Origin of the sequence: Mesorhizobium sp. LNHC209A00 (assembly GCF_000502915.1) — a bacterium.
Lineage (GTDB): Bacteria > Pseudomonadota > Alphaproteobacteria > Rhizobiales > Rhizobiaceae > Mesorhizobium.
In genome coordinates this window covers 1-18,174 of record NZ_AYWT01000037.1, presented here as the reverse complement: position 1 = coordinate 18,174, position 18,174 = coordinate 1, and the positions used below count along the sequence as shown (strand labels likewise).

The following is an 18,174-nucleotide window of genomic DNA, read 5'->3' as shown; positions in this document are numbered from 1 at the left end:
CCTGCAGACGACTGTTCAGGGTCCTTTGCCTCTTCGCTGGTCTCAACTCCGCTGTATCATGCTCACGGTTGATGAGGACCTCCTCGCTTGGTAGCTGGTTGCTCCTGTCCTGTGCAGCGATCCGCTCGTCCGGCGCGCCCTGGTCGCCGTAGATCAGGGGACGAAAGGACTCTGCGGGATCCGAGGCTTGGTGATGGGGCCCAGTTGGCACGAAAGACGATGCCAGAACAGCGTCGTCTTCATTAGCTTTCCCAGGGGGGAGATACTCTGGCCAACTGTATTCCTCCTGCGGCCCGCTGTGCTGCGCAGCGGCGTCCCCTTTGCTCTCAAGACTTTGAAATTTAAATGGGTCCCCGGGAGCAACGTCTGGCGCTGACTGGCCGAGCCGCTTGATCTGCTGGTGAAACGTCCCAACGGGGCTTTCCTTAACCGCGTCTCGGGCCTGTCGGTCCATGAGTTCAAAGTTCGTAAGATTATTTGCCGTTCCGAATGTATTGTCACCCCTGAGGCGGGTTTGTAGTGCCTGCCGATTGACGACGAGGTTGTTGAGGTTCAGGTTATCTGGCTGCGATTGCAATCGCCCAACCAGCGCCCGCGTGCCGTCCACCACGTAGACTCCGCAATCCACCACGTTGCTCTGCTGGGCGATGCGGGATACGCCCACGCGGGTCTCCAGGCTGGCGCCCAGATTTTCTGCGAGCTCTTTTGCAAGCGTGTCATTGCATCCGTTGTAGGAGTCATAATGATAGGCAACCGGCCGTTCCCGGTCGCTGCGATCAACGAACAGCAGCGACCAATGGGTGCCGCGCTCCGCAAGAGTCTTACCGCCATCGCTCACTGGCACGAACAGGAAGTCGGCTGTGTCGTTACCGTTCTGATNCGCGCTCCGCAAGAGTCTTACCGCCATCGCTCACTGGCACGAACAGGAAGTCGGCTGTGTCGTTACCGTTCTGATGGACGATGCGCTGGAATGCGCTTAGCATGACGCTCTCGGAGCCCAAGCGCAGATGATAATTGGCTACGAGGGGATCCACGAACCGCGTCCGGGCGGCGAGATCTGGATTGTTCCCCTGCAACTCCTGCTCCAGGAGTTGGTAATCCCTCTGGATATGTTCGTCGCCTAGCCATTCCAATGCGCCGAGCACCCGCCCGTCTTTAGCTTTCCCAGGGGGCCTCTCTGGCCGACCCAATGCCTCCTGCGTCCCGCTGCGCTGCGCAGCGGCGTCCCCAATGGCACGAGCCTCCATGCCGACTGCGTCTTCCGGACGAGCAGCAAGGGCAATTTCGCGCCCGAGNCTGCGCAGCGGCGTCCCCAATGGCACGAGCCTCCATGCCGACTGCGTCTTCCGGACGAGCAGCAAGGGCAATTTCGCGCCCGGGTGCGAACTTCCGGAGATGAGCTAGTGCACTGATCCTCCGGTTACCACCGGAGTTCACATAGCGCTTGGCATCTTCATCCAGCGACCCCTCGTGAAGCCGATCCGCAATCCCCGGCTTTTTGTTTTCATGCAGGTATTCACTGAAACGTATAAGAGTAGATCCATAGACCTGAATGGTACCGCGATTCGGCCCGGTCGCAGGCGCTTCTTTGTACTCTTTGATGAGAGCCGCTGTGTAATCTCTGATGAGCGCGGCGTCGGCAGGGTAGGGATTCCGGACAGGGCGGTCGACCACTGGCGCTCCGCCCGCCAACGTCTTGAGACGACCCAGTGCTCTAGCCACGATCGAGGGGCCACCCCTGCTCTCGTACTGCGAGGGGCCACCCCTGCTCTCGTACTCCTTGCGATCCTGATCCAGCGACGATTCGTCAAGCCGAGCAGCAAATCCCGGCCTGTTATTGTCAAAGAGCCAACGACCAAAGCCGAGAAGAGAATTTACATGGCGCTTGACCGTGCTCTCCTTGACCTTACCCGCGTAAGCTGACCTCAGCCCTTCGACAACGGTCGCATCGTTGGAATAGAGGGGACCCTTGTCGCGACCGGAGACCCCTATTGGAGGATCTGGCTGCACCGCCGCCGGCACAGAACGAGCATGGTCACGCAACTCGGACGGTGCGGGGGGATTCAGATCAACCACTGACGAATCCGGCGCATNTCCCATGGCAATGCACCCACTTGATGGGTGGGGGCCTGCATCAGCACGCGAGCGCCTGAATTGCCGATCTCGCTCAGCTGCGGCTCAGTGGCAACGTCCTGCAGACGACTGTTCAGGGGCCTTTGCCTCTTCGCTGGTCTCAACTCCGCTGTATCATGCTCACGGTTGATGAGGACCTCCTCGCTTGGGAGCTGGTTGCTCCTGTCCTGTGCAGCGATCCGCTCGTCCGGCGCGCCCTGGTCGCCGTAGATCAGGGGACGAAAGGACTCTGCGGGATCCGAGGCTTGGTGATGGTGCCCAGTTGGCACGAAAGACGATGGCAGAACAGCGTCGTCTTCATTAGCTTTCCCAGGGAGCTCGCGCCCGAGTTCGGACTTCCGGAGATGAGCTAGTGCACTGATCCCACCGGAGTTGTTATAGCGCTTGGCATCTTCATCCAGCGACCCCTCGTGAAGCCGATCCGCAATCCCCGGCTTTTTGTTTTCAACCAGGTATTCACTGAAACGTCTAGGAGCAGATCCATAGGTCTGAATGGTAGCGGGATTCGGCCCGGTCGGCGCTGCCTTGTAATCTTTGATGGGAGCCGCTGTGTAATCTCTGATGAGCGCGGCGTCGGCAGGGTCGGGACTATTCAGGACAGCGGCGCGGTCCAGCACTGGCGCTCCGCCCGCCCACGTCTTGAGATGACCCACTGCTCTAGCCACGTCCGAGGAGCCACTCTTGCTCTCGTACTCCTTGAGATCCGGATCCAGCGACTCCTCGTGAAGCCGAGCAGCAAATCCCGGCCTGTTATTATCAAAGAGCCAACGACCAAAGCCGAGAAGAGAATTTACATGGCGCTTGACCGTGCTCTCCAATGCTGACCTCAGCCCTTCGACAATGGTCGCATCGTTGGAATAGAGAGGACCCTTGTCGCGACCGGAGACCCCTATTGGAGGATCTGGCTGCACCGCCGGCGGCACAGAACGAGCATGGTCACGCAACTCGGACGGTGCGGGGGGATTCAGATCAACCACTGACGAATCCGGCGCATCATGATGGCGCGCCGTTGAGTGACCCGGCTGCAGCACCGAGGCACCTAGCCTCGACCCACTGTCTCCGGCGTGGGGCGCCGCGGCGTGTTCTTGTCCGCTCCCTTGCACCATGAGTTGCGCCTCCCATGGCGATGTATCCACTTGAGGGCCGGGATCATGCACTGGTTCGTCCATTTGCTTTTGCAACCGAGCCCACCTTTCGGCCACCGCGGCCTCGCCAACCGCGGAGGGCGTCTCCTCAGCCCTGGCGAACGCTGGCCCGGCAGGCGCCGCCGGCACAGAACGAGCATGGTCACGCAANGAGGGCGTCTCCTCAGCCCTGGCGAACGCTGGCCCGGCAGGCGCCGCCGGCACAGAACGAGCATGGTCACGCAAATCGGACGGTGCGAGGGGATTCAGATCAACCACTGACGAATCCGGCGCATCATGATGGCGCGCCCTTGAGTGACCCGGCTGCAGCACCGAGGCACCCAGCATCGACCCACTGCCTCCGGTATGCGGTGCCAGGTGCTCGTCCCCCAGCATCATGGGCTGCGTCTCCCATGGCAATGCACCCACTTGATGGGTGGGGGCCTGCATCAGCACGCGAGCGCCTGAATTGCCGATCTCGCTCAGCTGCGGCTCAGTGGCAACGTCCTGCAGACGACTGTTCAGGGTCCTTTGCCTCTTCGCTGGTCTCAACTCCGCTGCATCATGCTCACGGTTGATGAGGACCTCCTCGCTTGGTAGCTGGTTGCTCCTGTCCTGTGCAGCGATCCGCTCGTCCGGCGCGCNAATGGCACGAGCCTCCATGCCGACTGCGTCTTCCGGACGAGCAGCAAGGGCAATTTCGCGCCCGAGTGCGGCGTACGGCGGGAACTTCCGGAGATGAGCTAGTGCACTGATCCACCGGTTACCACTGGAGTCCAAATAACGCCTGGCATCTTCATCCAGCGACCCCTCGTAAAGCCGAGCCGCAATCCCCGGCCTGTTGTTTTCATGCAGGTATTGACTGAAACGTCTAAGAGTAGCCGCATAGTCCTGAGTGGTTTTGGGATTCGGCCCGGTCGCAGGCGCTCCCTTGTACTCTTTGATGAGAGCCGCTTTGTACTCTTTGATGAGCACGGNTGGGATTCGGCCCGGTCGCAGGCGCTCCCTTGTACTCTTTGATGAGAGCCGCTTTGTACTCTTTGATGAGCACGGCGTCGGCAGGGTCGGGATTCAGGACAGCGCGGCCCACCATTGGCGCTCCGCCCGCCGACTCTTTGAGACGACCCAGTGCTCTAGCCACGTTCGAGGAGCCACTCTCGCGCTGGTACTCCTTGAGATCCTGATCCAGCAACGGATCGTCAAGCCGAGCAGCAAATCCCGGCTTGTTATTATCAAAGAGCCAACGACCAAAGCCGAGAAGAGAATTTACATGGTCCGTGACCGTGCGCTCCCCGACCTTACCGGCATAGAGTGCTGACCGCAGCCCTTCGACAACGGTCGCATCGTTGGAATAAAGAGGACGCTTGTCGCGACCGGAGACCACTACTGGAGGATCTGGCTGCACCGCCGCCGGCATAGAACGAGCATGGTCACGCAACTCGAACGGTGCGGGGGGATTCAGATCAACCACTGACACATCCGGCGCATGATGATGGCGTGTTTCCCCGGGAACAACGTCCCGTACGAACACCGAGTCTGGGTTGCCTTGGTCCGGCGCGGCTGGAGCCAGGGCTCTGTCGTGCAACGCTCGCGCTGACTGGCCGAGCCGCTTGATCCGCTGGTGAAACGTCCCAACGGGGCTTTCCTTAACCGCGTCTCGCGCCTGTCGGTCCATGAGTTCAAAGTTCGTGAGATAATTTGCCGTTCCAGATGTATCGTCACCCATGAGTCGGGTTTGTAGTGCCTGCCGATTGACGACGAGGTTGTTGAGGTTCAGGTCTGGCTGGTCTGGCTGCCATCTTTGCAATCGCCCAACCAGCGCCCGCGTGCCGTCCACCACGTAGACTCCGCAATCCCACTCGTTGCTCTGCTGGGCGATGCGGGGTAAGTCCACGCGGGTCTCCAGGCTGGCGCCCAGCCTTTCTGCGAGGTGTTTTGCAAGCTTGTCATGCCATCCGCTGACGGAGTCATAATGATAGGCAACCGGCCGTTCCCGGTCGCTGCGATCAACGAACAGCAGCGACCAATGTTTGCCGCGCTCCGCAAGAGTCTTACCGCCATCGCTCACTGGCACGAACAGGAAGTCGGCTGTGTCGTTACCGTTCTGATNCGCGCTCCGCAAGAGTCTTACCGCCATCGCTCACTGGCACGAACAGGAAGTCGGCTGTGTCGTTACCGTTCTGATTATGGACGATGCGCTGGAATGCGCTTAGCTTGTCGCTCTCGGAGCCCAAGCGCAGATGATAATTGGCTACGAGGGGATCCACGAACCGCGTCCGGGCGGCGAGTTCTGGATTGTTCCCCTGCAACTCCTGCTCCAGGAGCTGGTAATCCCTCTGGATATGTTCGTCGCCTAGCAATTGCAATGCGCCGAGCACCCGCCCGCTGGGGTCGCCGAAAACACCAAAAAACCCTTCGACTGCGGGGGACATCCCCTCAGGAAAGAGCTCTGGCGAGGCGGAATTCCCCGCCCGCAAGCTGGGCGGAGCGAATTCCGGTGGCCTCAGTGGCACCTCCTCGCTTGGTAGCAGGTTGCTCCTGTCCTGTGCAGCGATCCGCTCGTCCGGCGCGCGCTGGTCGCCGTCGCGCCAGATCAGGGGACGAACGGACTCTGCGGGATCCGAGGCTTGGTGATGGTGCCCAGTTGGTACGAAAGACGATGGCAGAACAGCGGCGTCTTCATTAGCTTCCCCAGGGAGCTTCTCTGGCCGACCCAATGCCTTCTGCGGCCCGCTGTGCTGCGCAGCGGCGTCCCCAATGGCACNTCCCATGGCAATGCACCCACTTGATGGGTGGGGGCCTGCATCAGCACGCGAGCGCCTGAATTGCCGATCTCGCTCAGCTGCTTAGCTTTCCCAGGGAGCTTCTCTGGCCGACCCAATGCCTTCTGCGGCCCGCTGTGCTGCGCAGCGGCGTCCCCAATGGCACGAGCCTCCATGCCGACTGCGTCTTCCGGACGAGCAGCAAGGGCAATTTCGCGCCCGAGTGCGGCGGACGGCAGGAACTTCCGGAGATGAGCTAGTGCAATGATCCTCCGGTCACCACTGGAGTCCTTATAGCGCTTGGCATCTTCATCCAGCGACTCCTCGTGAAGCCGAGCCGCAATCCCCGGCTTGTTGTTTTCAACCAGGTATTCACTGAAACGTCTAAGAGTAGCTCCATAGTCGTGAATGGTTTGGCGATTCGGCCCGGTCGCAGGCGCTCCCTTGTACTCTTTGATGAGAGCCGCTTTGTACTCTTTGATGAGCACGGCGTCGGCAGGGTCGGGATTCAGGACAGCGCGGCCCACCATTGGCNGAGCCGCTTTGTACTCTTTGATGAGCACGGCGTCGGCAGGGTCGGGATTCAGGACAGCGCGGCCCACCATTGGCACTCCGCCCGCCGACTCTCTGAGACGACGCAGTGCCACAGCCACAGTCGAGGAGCCACCACTGCTCTCGTACTCCTTGAGATCTTCATCCAGCGACTCCTCGTGAAGCCGAGCAGCAAATCCCGGCTTGTTATTTTTAAAGAGCCAACGACCAAAGCCGTAAAGAGAATTTACATGGCGCTTGACCGTGTCCTCCTTGGCCTTACCCGCGTAGAGTGACCTCAGCCCTTCGACAACGGTCGCATCGTTGGAATAAAGAGGACGCTTGCAGCCGCGACCGTCGGAGACCACTATTGGAGGATCTGGCTGCACCGCCGCCGGCACGGCGGAACGAGCATGGTCACGCAACTCGAACGGTGCGGAAGGATTCAGATCACCCACTGACGAATCCGGCGCATGATGATGGCGCGCCGTTGAGTGACCCGGCTGTAGCACCGAGGCACCTAGCATCGACCCACTGCCTCCGGCGTACGGCGCCGCGGCGTGTTCTTGTCCGCTCCCTTGCATCATGGGCTGCGCNATCGACCCACTGCCTCCGGCGTACGGCGCCGCGGCGTGTTCTTGTCCGCTCCCTTGCATCATGGGCTGCGCTTCCCATGGGGCCGCGCCTTCGATGAGGCTCAGGTCTCCCTGAGACGGATGAGGATGGAACGGGTCTGGCAGAGCCGGAACGCCGGGGGCGGGAATTTGGGCAGCGGCTTGGCGCGCCTCGCCCGAGCGCTGCTCAAAGCCCTCTTGCCCGGCCTGTGCCGCTTGCTCTTGAGATGCCGGGGGCTGCACCTGCCGCCAACCTGTTACATTGGATAGGTCAAATTTGTGCCGGTTCACGCTAGCCTCACGTCCACAGATCAGCTGAGCAACCTACTCGGGCATACTTACGAGAAGCTGACGAGGTCCGCGGTCCCGGAGCGGGTAGGCCTAATTTTCTGCGCGCCGATTGCGCTGGCGCGACGTAGCCCGGCCTTTTGCCAGCTCGGCAGCTACGGCTCGCAAAGAGCGTCGTAAGGCTTGCGGAGCCGCCCCTCAGCTCCCGTCTAGGAGCAATCCACAATTCACATATTTGGAGATGGCTCGCTGGTTTACCGGTCTGCGAGCCCTGCAAGCCCATGCTTCAGATGCCGCCCGTGCAGAGGTATTTCATTTCGAGGTAGTCCTCGAGGCAATGGCGGGAACCCTGCGTCAGCGGGAGCGTCAGCTACATAGTCGATAACACGCGCTTTTTACCTCGGTCTCGGCTCGCAACGATGGATTGCTAACGGCGAACTCATGCTGGTCGGCAAGGCGATACTGGCTGGAGCATCAACTCGGCCGACGAGAGCGGCCACACCATCCTAGACAGGATCGGCCGATATGCCCGGCATCGCCGCTCTGCAAAAAGCACAGCGGGCATCCAGACGTTGCCGGGTTGACTATGGGTGTCCGAACCGCGAAAAGAGGCCGCTCTTTATGAGTGGCGTGCGCTGGCAGTCTAACCCCAAGCCCCCCGCCCGGGCTGCCGGCGCGCTTCTAGGAACATCGAGGTAGATGACGAGACTCCGAACTACATTTCCAAAGCTATCGGCGGATTCACATTTCAAGCCCAATCGATTTCCTACAGCCAGGCGCGAACGTTCGATTGGAACATTCAGAATTCACATCAAGGTGCACCGCTATTGCGTCCCGAACAGGTTCGGCTGCTCGATGACGACTACGAGATTGTTCTCATCAAAGGTCTGCCACCATTAAAATTGAGGAAGGTGCGNGGTTCGGCTGCTCGATGACGACTACGAGATTGTTCTCATCAAAGGTCTGCCACCATTAAAATTGAGGAAGGTGCGATATTTTTCGGATCGCATTCTGAAACGCATGTTTGAAAGCCAGACAGGCGCCCTCCCGGAGCCGGCGCCCTTGACGGGAGCAGAGGAGGCGCTCTCCGCAGGAATCTCAACTCGATGACCCGCTGTGTGAATTGGCGCAGGACTTTGACGATACAGTTTGATGTGAGGCTAGTATGAACCCGCGAAATAGTAATCCATCCCGTGTAACAGCTTTGTCGCAGGTGCAGGACGCCGGCTTGGAAGACGGGCAAGCGGTCCAGGCCCGGCGAGTGGGCTTTGAGCAGCACGTGTCCGAGGCGCTCCGGCCGCTGTTCGATGGTCGAGCTGACGAGCCGCCTACCAGTCCAGAGGAGCTTCTGCGACTGGAAAAGGGGTTTCGCGAGGTGCTTCAGCGAGGGCAGGATCATCAAGCCGCCTCGTCTTTTTTCAGCGATCCAAGGATGCCCGCTGGACGGGATGACCCCAAGGGAAGCGTGTCGGACGCTTTCGCAGCAGCCGGCTCTAGGCACGCCGGAGTTGAGGCCGCCGCCCCGCCAGTGTTAGCTGCCAGCCAACAGCAGATCCGGCCCTCGCCAGTAGCGTTTGACCGACCGGTATCATCCTCGGCTGCTGCAGGCGTGCGCTTGTATGCCCCTTCGATGATCTCTCGGAAGACCAGTTCCGAAAACTGCGATCAGTTGCCCGCCTTGTGCTGCCGCCTCGCCGTCGAGGTCGAAACGCCCGCGAATCAATGGAAGGTCAGCGGGCCATGGGGGCAGAGTGCAACGGCGTCTACACCGCCTATTTGAGGGGAGAGGTACACTTGGCTTTCCTGTTCCAGCAGCATCCGGCCGCACACCGACGCGATGGGGAGCTAGAATTCAAATCGGACCTTCGCAAGGCACGCACCGCGGATCAAACGCCGTTCGTTTGGGAAAAATGGCTCAGTACCGACAAAGCTTCTGTAATGGCCCTAGTGGCCTCGGTTGCGCTCTTGGTCGCGATACAGTGGCAAGACCCCCAGATCAACGAGGCGGTCCTAAGCGAACTGCGGACGATTCAGATCAACTACGCATTGCTCCAGCGAGACGTCGCCCGCGCCGACATGGTATTGGACTTCCGTTCCGTTGCTTCTACCGGGCAAGCATTAAAAAGGAACCTTCAAAACTACCAACGCCTTGTTGAGATTTCGCCCAATGAGAGCTCCGGGGTGCACTCCAGGTTGGTTGCACAGCTCAAAAATTCCCTCGAAAACACAGAAGCTGCCATCTCGGCCTCGGCCGCGCAAAATGAGCTTCTGCAAAGCTCTCTCGTACGCTTTGCTCGCTCGGCTAATCGCCTTCGGGGGGGAGTGTCGAACAGGCCTGAATTTTCCAATCTGATCCTTCAATTTTCGGCCAGACCGGGATTCAGCCTCGCATTACAAATCGATCAGTCTCTCCGCCGACTTCCTCCTAGCCAGGACCAAGTCACGGAGGATGTTGCCCGCGAGGGCCGCGCTATCCTGTCCTCAATGTTGAGGTTGGACCGCGCTGTCAATCGGATCCCATCCTTCGACACGTTCGCCAAGGCTGCCGAATTGGAGCGAGAACATCTGAAAGCCTACAGCTTCGCCAGCGCGCAAGCGCAGCGTACACGACTTTTCTTTGGCTTGGTGTCCATATGCCTCTGCTTGTTTGCGACCATTCGAGCCTCCACGCTGCATGTGCGGACGAACCGGTTGGAAAGGCGGTTAGAGCTTGAAGCGGCGATGAGTGAGATCGAAGCTTGTTTCATCGACAGTCAAGCAACGAAGGCATCGCGGCGCTTCTCCACCGAAGCAGCGCTTAGACTCATTCAATGCGTTTTCGATGCGGATCAATGCGCGCTTGCTCTGGTGGATCCGAGTATCAGCAGGAATACCGAGTACTTTGTCGGGAACAAGCGCATGCGCGTCTGGAACGCCACGCTAATCCATGAAGTCGTCTCACTTGTACACCCGGAACAGCCAGTGTTTCGCGTCGTTCCGGCGTCGGAAGTGGTTCGGACTGCCGTAGGCACTACCGGTGTTTGTCAAATTGTTGGCTGCAGGGCCTCCGATCAGCAGGCTGCGGTTTGTATCCTTGTTTTTGAAGGAGATCGCTCACCACCCTCCACAGACGACCTCCTGGTTCTGGCGAGCGCTACTGTGCGTTTAGGTAACCATCTTGAAATGCAACGTGTACACACGGAACGTAACCTTTTTGAGAGTCGATGGGAGCATGCGGAAAGGCTGACGGCTGTCGGCACAATCGCAAGCGGCGTTACACATGAATTCAATAATGTTCTAGGAGCAATAGTCGGCTACGCAGAGATGGCTAAAGGTCTTGTGCGCCGCCCCTCGAGAATTCGGGGCCACATCGGCCAAATTATCTTAGCCAGCAACCGAGCCAAACTGATTATTGATCAAATTTTGTCACTAAGCCGAAATCGGAAGCGCGTGACGATGCCTTTCGACGTCTCGGAGAGTGTAATGGATCTCGCGCCATTGCTGCGGGTTACACTTCGTGCGGATGTTGAGTTGAACTTCAAGATCAACGAGTGGCAAACGGTGATCGAGGGCAGCCCGACCGAGATACAGCAGATCCTTATGAATCTATGCAAGAACGCGTCGGAGGCTCTCTTGAATGAGGGCCGTGTCGAGATTAGCGTTTCTCGCGCTCACGTCTGTCAAACGAAGCCCGTGGCTAAGGGCACCTTGCAACCGGGAGATTACGTTCTCCTCTCCATCAGCGACGATGGCCAAGGAATCGCAAGTTCGGTGCTTCCGCATATCTTTGAGCCCTTTTTTACCACGCGCTCTCGCGTCGGCGGGACCGGACTGGGTCTTGCTGCAGTGGACCGCCATGTGAGCGCGCTCGCAGGATGCCTTGACGTCACCTCGGCTGTTGGCCGAGGTACACGCTTCGATCTCTACTTACCGGCCTGCGCTGAGGAGCAGGTCAGAGCTGATAGCGCTTTCGGCCCATGCGATGGATCACTTGGCAACGGAGAAATCATTGCAGTCGTTGACCCCGATCCAGCAGCGTTGGAGATCTACAAGGATAAGATCGCCGCGCTGGGTTATAAGCCGGTCGGCTTCGCGACCTTCGAGAGTCTTTGCGACTGGATCGAGAGCGGGAAGGCAGCCGACCTCCTAATTTTGGATAAAGCGACTTTCCTCGGGCCAGGACAGCCCGAAGCCGTACGTACCACCCTGATGACCGTGCCCATCATCGTCGTTGGTGGAAGCGACCCCATGCCGATCACATCTGGTAATCAGACCTTCGTCCTTTGGCTAGCCAAACCGGTCTCGTCCAGGACGATGGAGCATGCAATTCGTAGGATGATAATGGCATGATGCCGCCGACGCGCTCAGGATACCGAGCTACCGAGGCAGTCGGAGGCGGAGCCGGCTGGGATCCAGCAAATACAAGAGCGTCGGACGATCTCTGCGCACCCGGCTCATGGCGAGTTCCCCCGAACACTGTGGTCGGCTTCCGCCCAAGGAAGGGCTCCCCGACCACGGCAAACCTGCCGCCGTGCTCGTGACCGTCAAGGACAAGTCGCCGCGCGATGGGGTCTGCGGGCCTCCATCCTTGACAAGTCACTGCGCGCTCGCGGCGACAGGCGACGGGTAATATAAGGTCGGGACGAGGAGATGGTCGCCAATCGGTCACGCAAGATGGTTGACGAATGACTCGAGAGCAAAGCTTGACAATCATCGCCCCATTCACGCCAGACTTCTCCTGTGCGTTCATCATCGCCTACGGCTCCTCGCTGCCCCGACAAGGCTATCGCCGCCCCTTTGAAACTGCCGAGTATCTGACCAATTTCCAATAGAACCGATTTCACGGCCGCGGTGGTGCGGTCGTCGTAGTCGGCGGCCGATTGCGGATCGGGCGGTACTACTGGAGCCATTGCAATTTCTCCTGCCGCAAATGGTCAGCGGCCTCCTGTCCCCTCTCCCCGGATATCACCAAATCAAGGTAAGTTTGAACAGGACTTGTGCAAACGACGCCGGGCGCCGGCTCGATTGTATCAAGCAGTGGCCCTTCATCCTTCAGGATCGAGATCACAACGTTTTCACCCTTCGCCGCCGACGACAGCTTGAGGGCATGTCGCCGAGCGATCCCGCCGGACCTCGCGATTGGAGTGTATCGTTCATCATCTTGGGCTGGCGCTCGGCGGCCGGCCGGCGGCCAGTTTTGCGAAGCGGCTGATGGTCCCGGTCAATAATGACACGCTGCTGCGGGTGGTGCGGCGACGGGCCTGTTTGCAAACAGATCCTCTCAAAGTTGTCGGCATTGATGATTGGGCCTTCCGTCGCGGCCATCGTTACGGCACGATCGTCTGTGATCTGGAGCGGCGGCGGATCGTGACACTGTTGCCTGATCGTGAGGTTGCCACCGTCGAGGTCTGGCTCGCCGACCATCCTCAGATCGAAACCGTCTCGCGCGACCGCGGCGGCGGTTACGGTGAAGCGACTGCGAAGGCGTTGCCCGAAGCGGTTCAGGTCGCCGACCGCTGGCATCTCATGAAGAATGCGAGTGCGGCTTTCCTCGACGCCGTCCGCGATGCGGACAATCCGAACTGCGATCGGCGCTACGACGGTCGATCCCGATCTGCTCACCTACGCGGAGAAGCGGCAATACGAAGGCTATCTGCGGCGCGAGGAGACAAATGCGGCAATCATGAAACTTGCCAGCGAAGACATCCCCATCGGAGATCGTGCGTCGCACCGGCCACAGCCGTAAGCTGGTCCGTCAGGTGGTCCGTGGCCAGCGGACCGATATTTTCCGCGCCCGCCAGAGTTCACTCGAAGCCTGGCTGCCCTTGCTGGAAGGGCAATGGAAATCTGGTTGCCACAATGCAAGCGAGCTTTGGCGACGGCTGAAGACAAAGGGCTTTCGGGGACGTCTGGGTGTCGTCAGCGAATGGGCAAGGCGACGACGACGCGCCGAACAGGCATCCGATCAGCAACTCCACAAGGTGCCATCAGCCAGAACGATCGCACGGTTAATGACGACGGCGCGCGATCAACTGAACAAAACCGACACTATGATGATCGCTGTCATCGAGGCGGGTGTGCCCATGCTGGTGGAAGCACGCAATCTGATCGCTGGTTTCCATTCCATGATCCGCAAGAAAGTCGCCCATGAGCTCGAGGCGTGGATCGCCGACGCCAGCAAAAGCCTCATTGCGTGTTTCGCCAATGGCATCATTCGCGACCGTGCTGCCGTCCGCGCCGCGATCACCGAGCCATGGTCCAACGGCAGACGGAAGGACAGATCACCAAGGTCAAGCTTGTAAAACGGCAGATGTACGGCCGACCTCCTCCAAGCACGTTTGATCGGTGCTGCCTGAAAGAAAATATCATCGAGAGTGCGTCAGACCCCTTATTCCACGCCGAAACACAATCAATCACTTCGCGAAAATGCTCGGAGAGGACCCCGAACTCCTGGAGGCGATCGTCTGTAACGGCGACAATCTGTGCTACGGCAGTCTCATCAGCGTTTACGACGGCACGGGCGCCCATGCGACCAATGACTGGAAACGATTTCCTCGAAGACTTCGTCTCAGAGCCAGACATCATCGCACGCATCAAAGCGAAATCTCCGCGGTAACAATCGGGCGCTTACACAAGACCACACTGCCGCAAGCTGCTCAGCGTGTTCCAGATGCTGTTCCTGACAGGCCGGTTCTCTCGGCAGAATGCTTGGCCGAAATATATCCTCCATGCAGGCAGAGCTCACCTACCCGCACTGGCCCCTACCAGTGTCGGGTTTGTCGAATCCGCGACACGGTGACGTCTGGCTGGCGTGCCGCCGCGCTCTCAGTGAAGCCATTGAATAACATCCAGAACAGTTTTCTGGGTCGCTTCCTGTGCAGTTGGCACGACTCTTGATGTTGGTTGTACGGCGGCAAAAGCCGCTAAATGGCAGACTGGTTCATCTTATTTGATCTCTAGGAAAGGAGATAGCAATGAAGGTCGATCTGTCAGATTATGGTGTGACTGAATTGGCTCCAGAAGAAGCATCCACAATTTCGGGCGGGTGGGCTTTTTTTGGGGCGATAGCTTTCGCGGTGGCGGGGTTAATTGGCGTTGTGGCTGCGACTATACTGGTAGCGGCGAGGCACTGGAAGAGACACGGTTAGAACATTAGTGTGCAAGCTAAATACCCTTTCTCCTGAAATTGCCAGCTACACTGCAGAGAGCATTCTCTCCCGACGATCAGGACGATCTTTGATCATCTATCGGCTGATTTTGCTCTCTGTGGTTGCGACGTTGGTGTCGCTGCCACTCATCACCATAGCGATCTCGGTCCAAAGTGCCGGTATCATTCGCCCCACCCTCGAGAAGACGCCCCTGGTCGCACCCGTCTCCGGACGCATCTCCCGTATCCTTGCCGTTGAGAACGATCTGGTTGCCCAGGGGCAGGAGATTCTCGCCCTTGATGATGAGGTGGTTGAGGAAAAGCTCAGGGCGTATAAAGGCGATATTCGCGCTAAGAGTGATCTTGCCCGTGACCTCGAAACCCTGATCTCCTCCGGCACGAAGGCCAAGGACCCGATCCTCCTCCTGACCGAGTCCGCCAAGGCGGAGCGGGCGCATTTTCTCAACCTGCTGCGGGAGAACGAATATGCCAGCAGTAATGCCGCGGCGGAACTCGACCGCGCTAAGCGACTGCTCTCCGCTGCTGCGACGCCCGCAAAGGCCGTTGACGAGAAGGCTTTCGCCCTCCAGAACATTGAGGTTCAGGGGGAGATCCTTGCCCGGCGCAAATCCGCCGAATGGAACCAGCAGCTCTTCGACCTTACCCTGCGCCTCAAGGAACTCACGGCCGCCGTGCATCAGCTCGAGAAGGAACGGGATCTCACCCACATTCGGGCCTCCGTGTCAGGCGCACTCGAGCAATTCACCGGCCTGACCCCCGGCAGCTACATCCAGGCCGGGCAAACCGTTGCTTGGGTTTCGCCGGACGACGAACTGGTGGCGGAAATCTACGTCTCCCCCAAAGACATCGGCTTCGTGCGGGAGGGCCAGTCGGTGCGGCTCCAAGTGGATGCCTTCAACTACAATCAATGGGGTCTCATCGATGCGACAGTGCTCGGCGTAGCGCAGGACTTCACCCTCCACGACATGAGCCCGGTCTTCAAGGTCCGCTGCGCACTCTCTCGCACCCATCTCGCACTCAAGAACGGGGTCATCGGTCATCTGAAGAAGGGCATGACCGTGCGGGCCCGCTTCCTCGTGGCAGAACGCACTCTTCTGCAACTCCTCTACAATGAGGCCGACGATTGGCTCAATCCCCTCCTGGCGGGCCACTAATCCTTCCCTATCCAAACAGCCAGCGAGCCGCCATGTCGAGCAAGGTTATCAAGTTCAAGCAGCACGACATCACCGATTGTGGAGCTGCCAGTCTTGCTTCTGTCGCAGCCTTCTATGGTCACAAGCTGCCATTGTCGCGCATCCGCCAGTATGCCTCGACCGACCGCTCCGGCACTACCGTACTGGGCCTCACGGAAGCGGCCCGGAAGCTGGGCTTTGTCGCCAAGGGAGTGAAGGGTGGCTTCGACAGCCTGTACAAGATCCCCAAGCCCGCTATCGCGCACGTCGTCGTCAAGGGGGTCCTTCACCACTTCGTCGTCATCCAGGCGATCGACGCGAGGTGGGTCACCGTCATGGACCCAGCCTATGGCGAAATCCGCAAGCTGCCGCACGAGGAATTCAAGACGCAATGGACTGGCGTCCTGGTGCTCCTGGTTCCGGCAGCCACCTTCAAGCGCCGCGACGAGACCATTACGCCGCTTGCCCGGTTCGCGCGTCTGCTTGCGCCACAAAAGGCGGTGATGGCCCAGGCTCTCGCCGGGGCGCTCGTGACGACGGTACTCGGGCTCTCGACGGCAATCTACGTCCAGAAGATCGTCGATCATGTGATCACAGCGGGCAACCGCAACCTGCTCAACCTGATGAGCCTCGTCATGCTGGTGATCCTGGTGGCGCAGATCCTGATCAATCTCCTCGGGAACCGGCTTATCCTGCAAACGGGGCAGAAGATCGATGTCCACTTGATCCTCGGCTACTACAAGCACATCCTAGACCTGCCCCAGAAGTTCTTCGACAGCATGCGCATGGGCGAAATCATCGCCCGGATGAACGACGCCGTGAAGATCAGGAGCTTCCTGAACGACGTCTCGATCAGCATATTCGTTGACGTGCTAATGATTCTATTTTCGTTCGGGCTGATGTGCATCTACTCGTGGAAGATCGCCTTGGTCGTGGCGGTCTCCATTCCGCTGTATCTCTTGGTCTATTGGACCATCAACCGGCTGAATAGGAAGCACCAGCGCGCGATTATGGAGGATGCCGCAAACCTGGAGGCGGAGCTGGTGGAATCCCTCGGAGCTGTCTCCACAATCAAGACCTCCGGCGTGGAGAGTTTCGCCAACTTCAAGATGGAGATCCGTTTCATCAAGATGCTGCACTCCGTCTACAGTTCCGGTCTCATCTCGATCTTCGGGGATAATGCCTCGACTTTCCTCTCGACCCTATTCACCATCGTGCTGATGTGGTTCGGAACGACGCTTGCCCTGGATCAAACCGTCACGCCCGGCGAGTTACTGTCCTGTTATACGTTACTCGGCTATGTCATCCGGCCGGTCGCCAATCTGATCCAGACTAATCGGATCGTTCAGGATGGCTTCATCGCAGCGGATCGCCTGTTTGAGATCTTCGACCTGGAGCAGGAGACAAGCGGCGGCGGCATCGATGCCACAAAGTCCGACCTTGGTGATATTCGCCTGGAGAACGTCACGTTCCGCCATGGTTCGCAGCCGGAGCTTTTCCACGATCTCAGCGTCATCTTCCGCCGGGGCGAGATGACGGCCGTGGTGGGGGAAAGCGGCTCGGGCAAGAGCACCCTTGCGGCGCTGCTGCAGAATGTCTACCCGCTTGAGGGCGGACGCATCCGGATCGGTCCCTTTGCCCTCCAGGATCTCTCAACGGTGTCCGTGCGCAAGGCTATCGCTGCTGTGCCGCAATCGGTCGATGTGTTCTCGGGCTCGGTGATCGGGAACATCGCCCTTGGCGAGTTCGAGCCGGACATCGAGAAGATCCTGCACATCTGCGATCAAATAGGGCTACGAGAGCTGATCGAGCGCTGGCCCGGCGGTCTCCAGACCTATTTGGGCGAGAATGGTGTACGCCTCTCCGGCGGCGAGAAGCAGCAGCTTGCGTTGGCTCGGGCTCTGTACCGGGATCCGGAGATCCTGATCCTCGACGAAGCGACCTCCTCTCTCGACTCGATAGCCGAGGGGTTTGTCCTGCGAATCATTGAAGATCTTCGTCGGGCCGGTAAGACCATAATCGTCATCGCTCATCGACTCAGCACCATTCGTAGGGCCGACAAGATCGTGGTCTTCGACAAGGGACAGCTTATTGAGGAGGGGAGGCATGCTGATCTGCTGGCAACTGAAGGTGCTTACGCACGCTTGTGGCGGGCGCAAACCGGATCCAGCTAACCACGACGGTGCCGTAGCGCATCGATCACCGCCCGCCATCGATCGAACTGCCCGGCGGTCAGGAGCACAAATTTGCGCTTGCCGCGCTTTGTGATCTCGACAGACCCTCGGTATGCCGCCTCGACCACCTCGTCGGATTTGTTGCCGAGGTCGGTTAGAGCATAATCTGACCTGATGGAATCGCGAGGGATTCCCATCGGGGAGAATATCTGATTCATCATGTCGGCTG

The 18,174-nt window shown here is 59.2% G+C and carries 7 protein-coding genes and 3 pseudogenes; 7 read left to right on the top strand and 3 right to left on the bottom strand.

Annotated elements, in window-relative coordinates; all coding sequences use genetic code 11:
- Together X739_RS1000000171445 and X739_RS137025 are read right to left on the bottom strand one after the other, a co-directional pair.
- Positions 1–838: Ulp1 family isopeptidase (locus X739_RS1000000171445; protein WP_348625786.1), on the bottom strand; the 838-nt coding region annotated here is incomplete at its 3' end.
- Between the two features lie 3,290 nt (positions 839–4,128).
- Entirely contained in the window at positions 4,129–5,394 is a 1,266-nt protein-coding gene (locus X739_RS137025) for a Ulp1 family isopeptidase (RefSeq protein WP_245273990.1), read from the bottom strand.
- A 2,756-nt stretch (positions 5,395–8,150) separates the two neighbouring features.
- On the opposite strand from X739_RS137025, the pseudogene X739_RS1000000169800 reads away from it, so the two are divergent.
- The 7 genes and pseudogenes from X739_RS1000000169800 to X739_RS137055 form a co-directional block, all read left to right on the top strand.
- Positions 8,151–8,368, top strand: a pseudogene (locus tag X739_RS1000000169800) (type IV secretory system conjugative DNA transfer family protein); the annotation flags it as partial.
- A gap of 2 nt (positions 8,369–8,370) precedes the next feature.
- Positions 8,371–8,605, top strand: a pseudogene (locus X739_RS1000000169795) (type IV secretory system conjugative DNA transfer family protein); the annotation flags it as partial.
- Between the two features lie 641 nt (positions 8,606–9,246).
- Positions 9,247–11,781 (top strand): two-component system VirA-like sensor kinase, encoded by a 2,535-nt coding sequence (locus X739_RS137045; protein ID WP_031252654.1) that lies wholly within the window; start codon positions 9,247–9,249, stop codon positions 11,779–11,781.
- 771 nt (positions 11,782–12,552) lie between these two features.
- Positions 12,553–13,787, top strand: a pseudogene (locus X739_RS1000000168950) (ISL3 family transposase); the annotation flags it as partial.
- A 618-nt stretch (positions 13,788–14,405) separates the two neighbouring features.
- Positions 14,406–14,579, top strand: coding sequence for a hypothetical protein (locus X739_RS1000000169790; protein ID WP_156940073.1), 174 nt, complete (start codon positions 14,406–14,408; stop codon positions 14,577–14,579).
- An 88-nt stretch (positions 14,580–14,667) separates the two neighbouring features.
- Positions 14,668–15,753, top strand: a complete 1,086-nt coding sequence (locus X739_RS137050; protein ID WP_023796584.1) for an HlyD family efflux transporter periplasmic adaptor subunit — start codon at positions 14,668–14,670, stop codon at positions 15,751–15,753.
- A 32-nt stretch (positions 15,754–15,785) separates the two neighbouring features.
- Positions 15,786–17,945, top strand: coding sequence for a peptidase domain-containing ABC transporter (locus tag X739_RS137055; protein ID WP_023796583.1), 2,160 nt, complete (start codon positions 15,786–15,788; stop codon positions 17,943–17,945).
- On the opposite strand, the gene X739_RS01000000166920 is transcribed toward X739_RS137055, so the two are convergent.
- Positions 17,942–18,174, bottom strand: a 233-nt coding sequence (locus tag X739_RS01000000166920) for a type II toxin-antitoxin system prevent-host-death family antitoxin (protein ID WP_245273989.1), incomplete at its 5' end; no start/stop codon positions are given. The two genes, X739_RS137055 and X739_RS01000000166920, sit on opposite strands and share 4 nt — an antisense overlap.